Source organism: Ancylobacter lacus (genome assembly GCF_018390635.1).
GTDB classification, from domain to species: Bacteria; Pseudomonadota; Alphaproteobacteria; order Rhizobiales; family Xanthobacteraceae; genus Ancylobacter; species Ancylobacter lacus.
This window is the reverse complement of the sequence record NZ_JAHBGE010000038.1, coordinates 84,247-98,678: the sequence shown is the minus strand read 5'-3', so window position 1 is coordinate 98,678 and position 14,432 is coordinate 84,247. Positions and strand designations below refer to the sequence as shown.

Annotated in this window: 13 protein-coding genes; 11 read left to right on the top strand and 2 right to left on the bottom strand. The window is 71.0% G+C overall.

Annotated features, from left to right (window positions below; all coding sequences use genetic code 11):
* Nucleotide 1: 1 nt before the first annotated feature.
* The 5 genes from KHC27_RS07570 (at nt 2) to speB (ending at nt 6,493) form a co-directional block, all read left to right on the top strand.
* Nucleotides 2-1,390 (top strand): LLM class flavin-dependent oxidoreductase, encoded by a 1,389-nt coding sequence (locus tag KHC27_RS07570; protein WP_213337064.1) that lies wholly within the window; start codon nt 2-4, stop codon nt 1,388-1,390.
* Between the two features lie 25 nt (nt 1,391-1,415).
* Nucleotides 1,416-2,645, top strand: coding sequence for an acyl-CoA dehydrogenase family protein (locus tag KHC27_RS07565; protein ID WP_213337063.1), 1,230 nt, complete (start codon nt 1,416-1,418; stop codon nt 2,643-2,645).
* 186 nt (nt 2,646-2,831) lie between these two features.
* The gene (locus KHC27_RS07560) at nt 2,832-4,172 is read left to right on the top strand and encodes a sugar ABC transporter substrate-binding protein (RefSeq protein ID WP_213337061.1); all 1,341 of its coding nucleotides are present in this window, start codon (nt 2,832-2,834) and stop codon (nt 4,170-4,172) included.
* Between the two features lie 547 nt (nt 4,173-4,719).
* Entirely contained in the window at nt 4,720-5,496 is a 777-nt protein-coding gene (locus tag KHC27_RS07555) for a creatininase (RefSeq protein ID WP_213337059.1), read from the top strand.
* Between the two features lie 91 nt (nt 5,497-5,587).
* Nucleotides 5,588-6,493, top strand: a complete 906-nt coding sequence (speB, locus tag KHC27_RS07550; RefSeq protein WP_213337322.1) for an agmatinase — start codon at nt 5,588-5,590, stop codon at nt 6,491-6,493.
* 49 nt (nt 6,494-6,542) lie between these two features.
* Here speB and KHC27_RS07545 read toward each other — a convergent pair whose 3' ends face one another.
* Complete coding sequence (locus tag KHC27_RS07545) at nt 6,543-8,147, bottom strand: phosphoenolpyruvate carboxykinase (ATP) (RefSeq protein WP_213337057.1); 1,605 nt, start codon at nt 8,145-8,147, stop codon at nt 6,543-6,545.
* A gap of 504 nt (nt 8,148-8,651) precedes the next feature.
* Between KHC27_RS07545 and KHC27_RS07540 the strand changes: the two genes are divergently transcribed.
* Nucleotides 8,652-9,383 (top strand): Crp/Fnr family transcriptional regulator, encoded by a 732-nt coding sequence (locus KHC27_RS07540; RefSeq protein ID WP_213337055.1) that lies wholly within the window; start codon nt 8,652-8,654, stop codon nt 9,381-9,383.
* A 16-nt stretch (nt 9,384-9,399) separates the two neighbouring features.
* Here the strand turns inward: KHC27_RS07540 and KHC27_RS07535 are convergent, their stop codons facing one another.
* On the bottom strand, nt 9,400-10,155 hold the full coding sequence (locus KHC27_RS07535; protein WP_213337052.1) for a HugZ family pyridoxamine 5'-phosphate oxidase: 756 nt from the start codon (nt 10,153-10,155) through the stop codon (nt 9,400-9,402).
* Nucleotides 10,156-10,370: 215 nt separating this feature from the next.
* On the opposite strand from KHC27_RS07535, the gene KHC27_RS07530 reads away from it, so the two are divergent.
* The 5 genes from KHC27_RS07530 to KHC27_RS07510 all read left to right on the top strand — a co-directional run bounded on the left by KHC27_RS07530 (nt 10,371) and on the right by KHC27_RS07510 (nt 14,334).
* Nucleotides 10,371-11,069 (top strand): response regulator transcription factor, encoded by a 699-nt coding sequence (locus KHC27_RS07530; RefSeq protein ID WP_213337049.1) that lies wholly within the window; start codon nt 10,371-10,373, stop codon nt 11,067-11,069.
* Nucleotides 11,070-11,076: 7 nt separating this feature from the next.
* A complete protein-coding gene (locus KHC27_RS07525; protein WP_213337047.1) occupies nt 11,077-12,972 on the top strand; it encodes a sensor histidine kinase in 1,896 nt (631 codons plus the stop codon).
* A 5-nt stretch (nt 12,973-12,977) separates the two neighbouring features.
* Complete coding sequence (locus KHC27_RS07520; RefSeq protein ID WP_213337045.1) at nt 12,978-13,517, top strand: HPr kinase/phosphorylase; 540 nt, start codon at nt 12,978-12,980, stop codon at nt 13,515-13,517.
* Nucleotides 13,518-13,633: 116 nt separating this feature from the next.
* Nucleotides 13,634-14,035, top strand: a complete 402-nt coding sequence (locus KHC27_RS07515) for a PTS sugar transporter subunit IIA (RefSeq protein WP_213337044.1) — start codon at nt 13,634-13,636, stop codon at nt 14,033-14,035.
* An 11-nt stretch (nt 14,036-14,046) separates the two neighbouring features.
* Entirely contained in the window at nt 14,047-14,334 is a 288-nt protein-coding gene (locus tag KHC27_RS07510; RefSeq protein ID WP_213337042.1) for an HPr family phosphocarrier protein, read from the top strand.
* Nucleotides 14,335-14,432: the final 98 nt, after the last annotated feature.

The following is a 14,432-nucleotide window of genomic DNA, read 5'->3' as shown; positions in this document are numbered from 1 at the left end:
CGTGTCCAGACCGATCATCCTCAACGCCTTCGTGATGAACACGCCGAGCCATCTGTCGCCCGGGCTCTGGCGCCATCCCGACGACAGCTCCACCGCCTATACGCGCCTCGACCACTGGATCGCGCTCGCGCGGCTGCTGGAACGGGGCCGCTTCTCCGCCATGTTCCTCGCCGACACGCTCGGCACCTACGAGGCGTTCGGCGGCTCGATGGCACCGGCCTTCCGGCACGGGCTGCACGTTCCGGTCAACGATCCCCTGCTGCTGGTGCCGGCGATGGCCGCGGCCACCCGGCACCTTTGCTTCGGCGTCACCTGCTCGGTGAGCTACGAGCACCCCTTCAGCCTCGCCCGCCGCTTCTCCACGCTCGACCATCTCACCGGCGGGCGGATCGGCTGGAACATCGTCACCTCCGCCCTCGACAGCGCCGCGCGCAATTTCGGCCGGGCCGGGCAGCTCCCGCACGATGCCCGCTACGAGCGCGCCGAGGAGTATCTCGAGGTCTGCTACAAGCTGTGGGAGGGCTCCTGGGCCGACGATGCGGTGCGCCGGGACAAGCATGGCGGCCTTTATGCCGACCCCTCGCGCATCCGCCCCATCGACCACCACGGCTCGCATTTCGACGTCGCCGGCCCGCATCTGGCCGAGCCATCGCCGCAGCGCACGCCCGTGCTCTATCAGGCCGGGGCCTCGCGGCGCGGCCGGGCCTTCGCGGCGCGCCACGCCGAATGCATCTTCGTCGGCGCTCCGTCGAGGATCGCGCTCAGGCGAACGGTCGACCACCTGCGCGCCGCGCTGGCGGAGGCCGGGCGTGATCCCGCCAGCGTGCCCATCGTCGCCGAACACACGCTCATCATCGCGCCCACCGCCGCCGAAGCTGAAGACAAGCGGGCCGACTACGCGCGCTATGCTTCCGAGGAAGGCGCGCTTGCCATGATGTCGGGCTGGATCGGCGTCGATCTCAGCCGCTACCGGCTCGACGATCCGTTCGAGCATGTGGAAAGCAACGCCATCCAGTCGGTGGTGGAGGCGATGAGCGCCGCCGATCCCGGACGGGTCTGGACCATCCGCGAAATCGCCGCCTGGTGCGGCATCGGCGGGCTGAGCCCGGTCACCACCGGCACGCCCGCAACCGTCGCCGACGAGCTTGAGGACTGGATCGCCGCCACCGGCATCGACGGCTTCAATCTCTCCTACGCCGTGATGGATGGCGGCTTCCGCGACGTCGTCGAACTGGTCGTGCCCGAGCTGGAGCGGCGCGGACGCTACCCGGCGCACTACGCCCCCGGCACCTTCCGCGAGAAGCTGTTCGGCAATGGCCCGCGGCTTCCCGCGACCCATCCCGCGGCCACCTTCCGCTTCGGTGTCGGGCCGGCCCTGCGGACGGCCTGACATCGCTCATATGAGGGACGACACGATGACGGCGACGCAGATCAAAGAGGCGTGGGGCGTTGGGCCGAGTTCGCGCTATGAGACCCTGGCGGCGCGATTCCGTCCGCTCTTCGAACGCATCCGGGCCAATGCGGTCGCGCGCGAGCGCAGCCGCACGCTGCCCCATGCCGAGATCGGCTGGCTGAAGGAAGCCGGCTTCACCGCCGTGCGCCTGCCGGAGGCCGACGGCGGCGCGGGCGCGAGCCTGCCGGAATTCTTCAACCTGCTGATTGAGCTCTCCGCCGCCGATTCCAATCTCACGCAGGCGCTGCGGGCGCATTTCGGCTTCGTCGAGGAGATCCTTCATACCGATGTACCCGGACGGCGCGAGGCGTGGCTGCCGCGTCTGGCACGCGGCGAGACCGCCGGCAGCGCCCGCAGCGAGGCGGGAGACGCAGCCCAGGCGGCGTTCGAGACGACGCTGCGCCGTCACCAGGACCGCTGGCGGATCGACGGCCGCAAATTCTACACCACCGGCTCGCTCTATGCCGAATGGATCCACGTCGCCACAACCTGCGTCGAGGACGGCGGCTCGGTGACGGCGGTGGTGCGACGCGACGCGCCCGGCGTGCAGGTGCTGGACGACTGGGACGGCTTCGGCCAGACCCTGACCGCGAGCGGCACCGCGCTCTTCGACGAGGTGGAGGTCGAGGACGCCGATCTGGTCGAGGACGCCGCGATCTTCGGCTACACGCTGCCCTTCTACCAGCTCGTCCACCTGTCGACGCTGGCCGGCATCGCCCGGGCGGCGGCGCGCGACGTCGCCGAGGCCGTCGCCCGGCGCCAGCGGAGCTATACCCACGCCGCAGGCCCCTTGCCGCGCCTTGACCCGCAGGTGCTGCAGGTGGTCGGGCGCGTCCATGGCGCCGCCTATGCGGCGGGCGCCATCGTCACCAGGGTGGCGGAGGCGGTGGAGCGGGCGGCGAACTCCGGCGACGGGAAGGCCGCGTCCGATCCGACCGCGCTCGCCCTCGCCGAGCTCGAATCCGCCCAGTCCGTCAGCGTGGTCACCGACCTCGTCTTCAACGCCACGACCGTGCTGTTCGATGCGCTCGGCGCCTCGGCGACGCTGCGCAGCGCCGGGCTCGACCGGCACTGGCGCAACGCCCGCACGCTCGCCTCGCACAATCCCCGCATCTACAAGGACCGCATCGTCGGCGACTTCGCGGTGAACGGCACGCTGCCGCCCCAGTCGTGGCGCATCGGCCGCGTCTAGCCTTCGGCGTCCGGTCCCGGGCGAAGGAAACCACCCGGTCCGGCGGACCGGCATCGCCGTCGTCCAACCCGGCGACCCGCCGCGGCGGGCGGCCCATCGCAGGCCTCTTTGCCCACATTTCGCTTGCCACTCAAATTATCTATTTATACTATAGATTATATGTAAATCTCACCATGGTGAAGCGATATGGCCCGGCCGATAGATCCCTCGCGGTTTCCCGATTTCGACAACAGGAAGGTGGTCGACGAACACCTCGAACGCCTGGACACCCGCGGTGTCTCACGGCGCGACTTCCTGGCGCTGGCCTCGGCGGGAGCCATCGCCAGCGCCACGGCCGGCATGGCCGGGCTGCCCTCGGTTGCCGTGGCGTCGCCGGACGGCAAGCTCGCCTATCTCGCCTGGACCTCGCGCGTCGAGTACATGATCCAGGCGAGCAAGGCGGTCGAGGCGGCCAGCAAGGCGTTGGGCCTCGGCTACACCTTCCTTGATGGTCAATTCGATAGCCAGCGCCAGCTCAACCAGTTCGAGCAGCAGGCGACCATCGGCTCCGGCGGCATCATCCTGCATGCCTCGGATGGCAGCGCGCTCAAGCGCATCGCCCAGCTCTCGCAGGACAATCAGGTCTATTTCGCCAATGTCTGGGCCACGCTGCCGTGGTTCACGCCGTTTGACGCCAGCGACTACTACACGCTCTACGCCGTGCCCGAGGAGTTCTCGGCCCATCGCGGCGTCACCGTCAAGCTGCTGGAAACCGTCACCAGGGACTTCGGCGGCGGCGACATCGTGGCCGTCACCGGCGTGCCGGGCTTCTCGACGGACACGGTGCGCAGCCGCGGTCGGGACGATGCCTTCAAGGACTTTCCGAAGACCAGGCTGGTCGGCCAGCTTCCCGGCAATTTCAACCGCGAGGACTCGCTCAAGGCGACCGAGGACCTGCTGGCCCGGTACAAGAACATCGTCGGCGTCGTGGCGCAGAACGACGACGTGGCGCAGGGGGTGATCGCGGCCCTGCGCAATGCCGGCGTGCAGCCCGGCAAGGATGTGCTCGTGGTCGGCGCCGACGGCACGAGCGAGGGCGCGCGGGCGATCGCCCAGGGCACGCAGCTTGCCACCAGCGCGAACAGCCCGGCCTATTTCGGCGCCTCCTTTACCGCCCGGCTCTACGACGTGACGCATGGATGGAAGCCGCGCGCCGCCGAGCGCCTGCTCTACTGGCGCTCCGTGACCACCACGCGCGACAATGTCGACGTCTATCTGAAGCGCTATGTCGACAATAACGGGGTCGAACCCTTCGATTACCGCCGTCTCTCCAAGGTCCTGCACCCTGCCGACTGGGATCCCCAGGCCGAGGTCTTCCCCCTCGACATCGACCAGGAGTGGGCCGGCATTCCCAAGCCCGACGGCTGGACCTATCCGAAGGCCTATCTCGACGCCAAGACCAATGGCGAGTGGGAGGCGGTGACGGCGGAGTACCGCGACCACTACAAGATCAAGTTCTTCGGCCCCTCGCCAAACGCCAAGTCCTGAGTCACACGCCGGGGCAATCCCCGAGGCCGGGTCGGACACCGGCCCGGCTCGTCACGACGTCTCCCGGTGGCCGCGCCTGCGCGTGGCCGCCGGTGGCATGTCGGCCCGGCGCCAGCCGCCGGCGCAGCCGCCGCCCTGCGCGCGGCCCACGACGGCAGAGGCCGGCAGCTCCATCCCGCCAGCGCCCCGGCATGGATGCCGGACAGCCGCACGCCGCGAAGCCTCGGTCAGTCCTTCATCCAATACCCAGGCGGGGCATGCGAACGTCCGCCCCTTCCGCGATGACGCGACACGCGGCTCGTCCGGCCACCGGCGCGGCGCATCCGACGGCGCGGCGGATCGCGCCCGGACAGCGTCGCGCCGCCGTGGACAGACCGCGCCGGCTCCGGCGACGAACAGGGCAAGGCTGATGCCGAGGATTGACTAAACGCCTGAAATTGCTATGGCGCTAAAGGCGATCGGAACCGGCGACACCCTTTGGTTGAGCGGATTCCGAAATGCAAATGCCGCTCGCCAGCGTGTGTCGGAATCGGTTGAGACATCCCCCATGGTCGACAGCGTCTTCATGGCCGAGCTGAGCTGGCCGGAATATCAGGCGAAGATCGAGGCCGGCGCGCCGGTGTTCCTCGCCCTCGGCGCCACCGAGCAGCACGGGCCGCACTCCCCGCTCAGCGTCGACGTCGTCATCCCCACGGCGGTGTGCGAGGCGGTGGCGCGCAGGGTCGGCGGCCTCGTGGCGCCCACCGTGCCCTATGGCTGCAAGTCCAAGCCCCGCTCCGGCGGCGGCGAGAGCTTTCCCGGCACCACCAGCCTCGACGTCTCCACCTTCATCCTGGTGGTGCGCGACATCGTGCGCGCGCTCGGCCGCGACGGGGTGAAGCGCCTCGTGGTGGTGATCGGCCATTTCGAGAATGGCTGGCCGGCGGTGGAGGGCATCGACCTCGCCTTCCGCGAGCTGGCGCGCGAGGGCATCGCCGACATGAAGGTGATGCGGCTGGAATACTGGGACTTCGTGCACCGCGCCACGCATGAGCGCATCTTCGCCCCCGGCAGCTTCCCCGGCACCGAGCTGGAGCATGCCAGCCTCATCGAGACCTCGCTGATGCTGCATCTGCGCCCGGAGCTGGTGGAGATGGACAAGGTGCCCGCCGACGGCCCGGCCACCTTCCCCGCCTACGACATCTGGCCGACGCCGGAGGGGTTCGGCCCGCCGTCCGGCGTGCTGGCCGATGCGCGGGGTTCCAGCGCGGAAAAGGGCCGGCTGCTGATGGACGACCATGTCGCGCTCATCACCGAGGCGGTGACCGCCGCCTTCAACCTCTGACGGAACCGCCGACGTGACCCAGAAGACCCTCGCCGATTTCCAGCCGGTCGATTCCGGCACCACCCCGCGCTATTCCGGCATCCCCACCTTCATGCGGCTGCCGATGGCGCGGCCGGAGGAGGTCGATGTCGCGCTGGTGGGCGTGCCGTTCGACGGCGGCACCACCAACCGCGCCGGCACCCGCCATGGCCCGCGCGAGATCCGCAACCAGTCGAGCCTCACCCGCCGGGTGCACCACGCCTCCGGCATCTCGCCCTATGACCTCGTTAAGGTGGGCGACTGCGGCGACGCCCCGGTGAATCCCATCGACCTGATGGAGTGCCTCGACGCCATCACCGCCTTCTACGCCGGCATCCGCGCCGCCGGCGCCACCCCGCTGACGGCGGGCGGCGACCACCTCATCTCGCTGCCGATCCTGCGCGGGCTGGTGAAGGACAACCCGGCCCTTGGCGGGCCGGTGGGCATGATCCATTTCGACGCCCATTCCGACACCTATGACAGCTTCTTCGGCGGCCACCGCTACACCCACGGCACGCCGTTCCGCCGGGCGGTGGAGGAGGGGCTGCTGGACCCGAAGCGGGTGATCCAGATCGGTCTGCGCGGCGCCATCTCCGACGCGTCGAACTACGATTACGCCAAATCCGTCGGCATCCGCATCGTCTTCATCGAGGAGCTGGTCGAGCGCGGCATCGCCGATGTCATGCAGGAGGCGCGGGAGCTGGTCGGCGCGGCGCCGACCTATGTGTCGTTCGACATCGATATCATCGACCCCTCCCAGGCGCCCGGCACCGGCACGCCGGAAATCGGCGGCGTCACCACCCGGGAGGCGCAGCAGATGGTGCGCCGGCTGGAGGGGCTGAACATCATCGGCGCCGACCTCGTCGAGGTCTCGCCGCCCTTCGACCCCTCGGGCCTCACCGCCCTCACCGGGGCGACGCTGATGTTCGAGCTGCTCTGCGTGGTCGCCGACAGCGTCGCCCGCCGCAAGGCCGGCTGAGCGCGAGCGGGAACGCGGCCGGCCGCCTCGGGGGGGGGCGCGGCGGGCGCTATTCCGCCGCTACCGCCAGCCGGGGGCAGGCGCCGCGCACCTCGTCGTCCACGGCGGTTTCGAAGCGCTCGAAATTCTCGACGAACAGCGCCACCAGCGCCCGCGCCGCCGCCTCATAGGCGCTGGCGCTGGCCCAGCTCCGGGCGGGGTTCAGAAGCTGGGGCTCGACGCCCGGCAGCGAGGTCGGCACCGAGATGCCGAAATAGGGATCGGTGCGCATGTCGACCTCGGCCAGCGCACCGTCGATCGCCGCCGCCACCAGCCGGCGCGTCAAAGCCAGCGGCACCCGGCGGCCGGTTCCCATCGGCCCGCCGATCCAGCCGGTGTTCACCAGCCAGCAGGTCGCGCCGTGGCGCTGCACCAGGTCGCGCAGCCGGGCGGCGTGGGTGGAGGGGTGGTGCGCCAGCGTCGCCCCGGCGAAGCAGGGCGAGAAGCCGGCATGGGCCGGTGCGCCATCGGCCGCCGCCATCGGGGCGCCATAGCCGGAGAGGAAGTGGTACAGCGCCGTGGCCGGCTTCAGCCGGGCGATCGGCGGCAGCACGCCGCGCGTGTCGCGGCAGAGCAGCAGGATGGCGCGGGGCGCCGGGGCGCGGCCGCTGAGGCTGGCATGGGGCACCACCCGCAGCGGGAAGCTGGCGCGCGGCGTCTCGCCCAGCGCGGTGCTGGCATAGTTCGGCTCCCGGGTGTCGGGGTGCAGCACCACATTCTCCAGCAGGGTGCCGAACCGGTTCACCGCGGCGTGGAGCTCCGGCGCGCGCTCGGCGCTGAGCCCCTCGGTGCGGACGTGGCAGCCGCCTTCGAGATTGACCAGCCCCGAGGCCGCCCAGCCATGGCTGTCGTCGCCGATCAGGGTGCGGCCCTCGTCGGCGGCGAGCGTGGTCTTGCCGCTGCCGTCATGGCCGAGCAGCAGCGCGGCCTCGCCCTCCTCGCTGACGGTGACGGCGCCGTGCAGCGGCAGCACGCCACGGCCGGGCAGCGCGTGGTCGAGGCAGAGCTGCACCGCGTTGCGCAGCTCGGCGCCCTCATTGGTGCCGCAGACCAGGATGTCGCCGCGCGCGAGGTCGATCGCGACGGCGGCGGGGCCGGTGAAGCCGTGGCGCTCCGGGTCGGCCTTGAAGCCGGGCAGGCAGAGCAGGGTCAGGTCGGGCACGAACGTCGCCAGCGTCTCCCGCGCCGGGCGCCGCAGCAGGGTGCGCAGGAAAAGCCCGTGCCAGGCCTGCTCGCAATAGGCCCGCAGGTTGAGCCGCCAGTCCGCATCCGCGCCGGCGTGCAGGTCCTGGGCGAAGATGGAGCGGCCGGCGGCGTGGGCCAGCATGTCGGCCTTCAGCCGGTCGAACGCCTCGCGCTCCAGCGGCCGGTGGCCTTCCCAGCCCTCCGGCGCGCTGGCGTCCTCGCGCACAACGCGGCGGTCGGCCGGGGCGGCGCTGGCCAGCGGCGCGGTATCCACGCACAGCGCCCCGGAGGCGGCGAGGCGCGCCTCGCCCCGGGCGATGGAGCGCTCGTACAGAGCGGGTTCGGCGAGATTCCAGAACACGATTCCCGAGCCGTCGAGGCCGTAGGCGGCAGCGCCCGTCGAGGGATTGCGTGTGCCGGTTTCCTGCATGCTCATCTCCTAAGGCGAGGGCCGAAGCGGGCCGCCGTCTCTTCCATGGGCTCCCGCGCGGGGCGGGAACGGAAAGGTCGCACCCGATGTCTTCCCCACCACTTGTGCTGATAATGTGGCAGGGAACCAAGTTGTGACCGCCGGCCCGGCCCGGCGCCGGCCACGGCGGCCGCCGGCCCGGCGCGTCAGGCTGACGCAGGCCGGGGCCGCTCTCCGCTGTCGTCCCCCCGCCGTCCCCCGCCGCCGGACCGGCGCTCGCGCGCCGCCGGCCGTTACCGTCCGCCACGGCCTTTACGGGCAAGGCCCCGTCGTGTGGCCTGCCGGCCGGGCCGCTCCGCGCCGCCGCCCGGCCGGGGCGGCCCCGGCATTGCGGGGCGAGGCCGGCCGGCGGTGAACGGTCACCTCATTGATGGTAGAGAGGGCGTGTCCGATCCGCGGCGGCGCAGGCCGGCCGGCGGGCGAGAGAGGCGGGGCGCGGCAAGGCCGGCCGAGGCGGAGACGAGGATGCGGGTGCGGTGTCAGGAATGCGGTCTGCGCCGGCAGCCCGCCTTCAAGCCCAAGACCGAGGCGGAGATCGCCTTCCTCGACACGCTGAAGCGCGACCACCTCACCGTGTCCGCCGGCACCTCGCTGATCCACCAGGGGCAGGAGGACGCCGACCTCTACACCCTCTTCTCCGGCTGGGCGTTCCGCTACAAGACCCTGCCGGACGGGCGCCGCCAGATCCTGCATTTCCTGCTGCCGGGCGATTTCATCGGCCTGCAGGCCTCGATGTTCGGCGCCTCGCTCTATGGGGTGGAGACCCTGACGGAGGCGGAGTTCTGCGTCTTTCCGCGCCAGCGCGTGTGGTCGCTGTTCGAGCGGGTGCCGCAGCTCGCCTTCGAGGTGTCGTGGCTCGGCGCCCATGAGGAGAGCCTCGTCGACGAGAACCTCGTCTCGGTCGGGCTGCGCAACGCCGCCGAGCGGGTGGCGGCGCTGATCCTGACGCTGCACAAGCGCTGCCGCACGCTGGGCCTCGTCGCCAATGACGACAGCTTCGCCTTTCCGCTGAACCAGAGCCACATCGCCGACGCGCTGGGGCTGTCGCTGGTGCACACCAACAAGACCATCGCCCGGCTGCGCCGGCTCGGCCTGTTCACCTTCACCACCGGCCGGATGCAGATCATCAACCCGCGGGTGCTGGAGCGCCTCGCGCAATATTACGACGACGAGCTGGCGCCGCGCCCGATCATCTGAGGCGGGGCCCGTCCGCTCATGCCGGCGGGGCGGGGCGGGTTGCCTGCGCCAGCTCCACCATCATCCGGTGCAGCTCCTCCCCGGCGCCGATGCGGCGGGGAAAGTCGAGCCGGCGCACCACCCCGCCGGCCATCAGCCCGCAGCCCTCCGGGTCGATGTCGATCAGCTCCCACGCGCCTGGCGCGGCGCCGAGCAGGACGGTGGCGTAGCGCGCCACCGCGTCGGCATGGTCGGCGTTCATGTGGACAACCGCGCCCTCCTCGGCCGCCAGCACGCCCTCGGCGCCGGCAAGCGGGGTGAGCAGCTCGGCGGCGGAGAGGTCGACGATGCGGCCGAAGCCGGCGACGAGATGGCCCTGCGCCGGTTCCAGCCGGTAGAAGCCGAAGTCGCGGAAGCCGGCGAACAGCGCGGCGTCGGGGTGCCGGCGCAGGAAACGCCGCCGCGCCGCCGCGTCGTCGGTCGGCACCACATGGCCGGTGAGGGTGAGGCAGGCGCGCTGCAGCTCCTCGCCCGGGGCGGCGCCGGGCCGGCCGCGCTCGTCGAGCAGCAGCGAGGCGCGCGAATCGGCCTTCAGGTTGCGGGTGTGGCGGGCAAGGCCGGAGAGCAGCAGCGTCGGCGCCCCGTCCGGCAGCGTCCCCACCTGCACCAGCGAGGCATAGGGGGTGCCGTCGGAATCCAGCGTCGCCAGCGCCCCGGTCGTGGATTCCCGCAGCAGCGTGCGGGCCGCCCGGGCCGGGTCGAAGCCTTGATCGTGCTGGGTTTCGGCGTTCATCCGCGGCCTCCTTCTGCCGTGTGCTGCGTTGCCGTTTCCGGTCGGTGAACGGGTGGGCCGGGCGCCCGCTGGCGAGGATGCGCCCGTCCGGCTTGGCCACGCGCCGAAAAGCGCGCTATTTTCCCGGTCGCCTGTTGCCTGTCACATTCTGGCCACGCCGGCACGGTTCACCGCGAGCCACCTGAATTTCGCGGCCGAACAGGAAAGCTCGTTTCATGCCGACCATCGCCCTTGTCGACGACGACCGCAACATCCTCACCTCGGTGTCGATCGCGCTCGAATCGGAAGGCTATCGCATCCAGACCTACACGGACGGCGCGACGGCGCTCGACGGCTTCCGCTCCAACCCGCCGGACCTCGCGATCTTCGACATCAAGATGCCGCGCATGGACGGCATGGAGCTGCTGCGCCGCCTGCGCCAGAAGAGCGACATGCCGGTGATCTTCCTCACCTCCAAGGATGACGAGATCGACGAGCTGTTCGGCCTCAAGATGGGCGCCGACGACTTCATCAAGAAGCCCTTCTCCCAGCGCCTGCTGGTGGAGCGGGTCAAGGCGGTGCTGCGCCGCTTCGCCCCCAAGGACGGCACCCTGCCGCGCGAGACCGACAGCGCCAAGGTTCTGGAGCGCGGCCAGCTCCGCATGGACCCGGAGCGCCACACCTGCACCTGGAAGGGCGAGAACGTCATTCTCACCGTCACCGAGTTCCTCATCCTGCAGGCGCTCGCCACCCGCCCCGGCGTGGTGAAGAGCCGCAACGCGCTGATGGACGCGGCCTATGACGATCAGGTCTATGTCGATGACCGCACCATCGACAGCCACATCAAGCGGCTACGCAAGAAGTTCAAGGTGGTGGACGACAATTTCGAGATGATCGAGACGCTGTACGGCGTCGGCTACCGCTTCAAGGAGTAGCGGGCCTTTGCTCGATCCCGACTCCACGCGCGCCGCCGGGGAGGGCGAGGGCGCCGAGCCCCGCCCGCCCGCGCGCGACCCGGCCGCCCGGCTGGCGCGCCGCCGCACGGTGCGGCTGGGCCCGCTCGCCGACCTGCTGGCGCTGCTGCGCCGGGTGCGGCGCTTCGTGGCGTTCAAGAGCTTCTCCAGCCTCACCCGCCGCATCGTCTTCCTGAACCTCACCGGCATGTTCCTGCTGGTGTCGGGCATTCTCTACCTCTCCGAGTTCCGCGCCGGCCTCATCGACGCCCGGGTGCAGAGCCTGCTGGTGCAGGGCGAGATCATCGCCGGCGCCATCGCCGCCTCGGCCCAGGTCGAGACCAACGCCATCACCATCGACCCCGAGCGGCTGCTGGAGCTGAAGGCCGGCGAGAGCTACGGCCCCGGCGAGGAAGGCTTCGCCCCGCTCGAATTCCCCATCAATCCCGAGCGCGTCGCCCCGGTGCTGAAGCGGCTCGTCGAGCCCACCGGCACCCGCGCCCGCATCTATGACCGCGACGGCGCGCTGCTGCTGGATTCCAGCTCGCTCTATTCCCGCGGCGAGATCCTGCGCTTCGAGCTGCCGGCCCCCACCACCCGCAAGCCGAACTGGATGGAGCGCGGCTGGAACAGCGTGCAGATGTGGTTCCAGCGCGGCGACCTGCCGCTCTACAGGGAGCTCGGCCCCAACAACGGCAAGGGCTACCCGCAGGTGGAGCAGGCCCTGCTGGGGCAGAAGGCGAGCGCGGTGCAGGTGAACGACCGCGGCCAGGTCATCGTCTCGGTGGCGGTGCCGGTGCAGCGCTTCCGCGCCATTCTCGGCGCGCTGCTGCTCTCCACGCAGGGCGGCGAGATCGACGAGGCGGTGGCGGCGGAGCGCTTCGTCATCGTGCGGGTGTTCCTGGTCGCCATCGCGGTGATGATGCTGCTGTCCTTCCTGCTGGCGGGCACCATCGCCGGGCCGGTGCGCAAGCTGGCGGACGCCGCCGAGCGGGTGCGCCGCCGCACCCGGCAGCGGGTGGAGATTCCCGACTTCACCCAGCGCTCCGACGAGATCGGCCATCTCTCCGGCGCGCTGCGCGACATGACCGACGCGCTTTATTCCCGCATCGAGGCGATCGAAAGCTTCGCCGCCGACGTCTCGCACGAGCTGAAGAACCCGCTCACCTCGCTGCGCTCGGCCGTGGAGACGCTGCCGCTCGCCCGCAACGACGCGTCCCGCGCCCGGCTGATGGAGGTGATCCAGCACGATGTGAAGCGGCTCGACCGGCTGATCACCGACATTTCCGACGCCAGCCGGCTCGACGCCGAGCTGCAGCGCCAGGAATCCGCCCCGGTGGACCTCACCCGGCTGCTGGGCACGGTGATCGGGGTGCAGAACGACGTGCGCCGCGGCGACGGGGTGACCATCGCCCTCACCTATGAGCCGGGCGGTGCGGCGAATGGCGCCTTCGTCGTGCCCGGCCATGATTCCCGGCTCGGCCAGGTCATCAACAACCTCATCGACAATGCCCGCTCGTTCTCGCCGCAGGGCGGCGAGGTGCGGGTGACGTGCCGGCGGCTGCGCGACCAGGTCGAGATCGTCGTCGACGACGACGGGCCCGGCATTCCCCCGCACGCGCTGACCCGCATCTTCGAGCGGTTCTACACCGACCGGCCGGAGGATCAGGGCTTCGGCCAGAATTCCGGCCTCGGCCTCTCCATCTCGCGCCAGATCGTCGAGGCCCATGGCGGGCGGATCTGGGCGGAGAACCGCTTCGCCGAGGCGGTGACGGCGCCGAAGCCGGCGCGGCGCGGCCGCCGCAAGGCCGAGCCGGCCCCGGTGGTGCCCGCGGCGGAGGGCGTGGTCGGCGCCCGCTTCATCATCCGCCTGCCGGCGGTGTGACGGCCATGGCCGCGCACCCGCCGGAGGAACCGCCGTCCGCGCCGGCCGAGGGGCAGGGGACCGGCGAGGTGCCGGCGGGCACGCTGCACGGCGCCTGCGTCGCCATTGGCGGGCACGGCGTGCTGATCCGCGGCCCCTCGGGCTGCGGCAAATCGCACCTCGCCTTCGCGCTCATCCTCGCCGGCCGCGCCGGAATCCTCCCCGAGACCCGGCTGGTGGCCGACGACCGGGTGCTGGTGGAGGTTGTGGAGGGCCGGCTGCTGGCACGCCCGGCCCCGGCGCTCGCCGGCCTGTTGGAGGTTCGCGGCCTGGGGTTGCGGCGGCTGCAGCCGCTGGCGCCGGTCCCGCTGCGGCTGCTGGTCGACCTTGCCGCCACCGATGCCGAGCGCCTGCCGCCGCCCGGCCGCACCGCGTCGTTCGCCGGGGTGGCGCTGGCGCGCCTCGCGCTCGGCCCCGGCATGGACCCGGTGCACGCGGTGATTGCGTACGCCCTTACCGCGCCGGGGCTCGATGACGAGGCTGCAGGCGATACACCATGGATTTAGATCAAATATGCGGCAGGCCTTGCCAATCTGGTGCAGTGCAACGATGATGACGGCCCCTCGATTGAGGCGGCAGGCACGCCCTCGGAGCCGAACCGCTCAGCGGACGGCGGAGCAGAATGATCGGACTCGTACTCGTAACCCATGGACATCTGGCCAGCGAGTTCCGCTCGGCTCTTGAGCACGTGATGGGGCCGCAGTCCCAGATCGAAGCCATCACCATCGGCCCCGACGACGACATCGAGCAGCGCCGCAAGGACATACTCGCCGCCGTCGAGTCCGTGAACAGCGGGGCGGGTGTCGTCATCCTCACCGACATGTTCGGCGGCACCCCGTCGAATCTCGCCATTTCGGTGATGAACGCGCCCGACATCGAGGTCGTGGCCGGCATCAACCTGCCGATGCTGGTGAAGCTCGCCACCGTCCGCGCCGAAGTCCCGCTGGATCAGGCGGTGGCGCAGGCCCAGGACGCCGGGCGCAAATACATCAACATCGCCAGCCGTGTGCTCGCCGGAAAATGACGCAGCCCCCGATGACGGACACGCCCGCCGCGCTGAAGCGGGAGCTTCCCATCCTCAACAAGCGGGGCCTGCACGCGCGGGCCTCCGCCAAGTTCGTGCAGACGGTGGAGCGCTTCGACGCCGATGTGCGGGTAACCCGCTGCGGCGAGACCGTGGGCGGCACCTCGATCATGGGGCTGATGATGCTGGCCGCCGCGCCGGGCACCGTCATCACCGTCGAGGCCAGCGGGGCGCAGGCGGTGGCCGCGCTGGAGGCGCTGGAGGCGCTGGTCGCCGGCCGCTTCGGCGAGGAGGAATAGCCGGCCCGCCGTCACCGCGCGCCGTCCGTCCGTCCGTCCGCCCGTCCGTCCGAGCCTGCCCACCTGGACACGCTCCGCCCGCGACGCCGGTAAGCCCC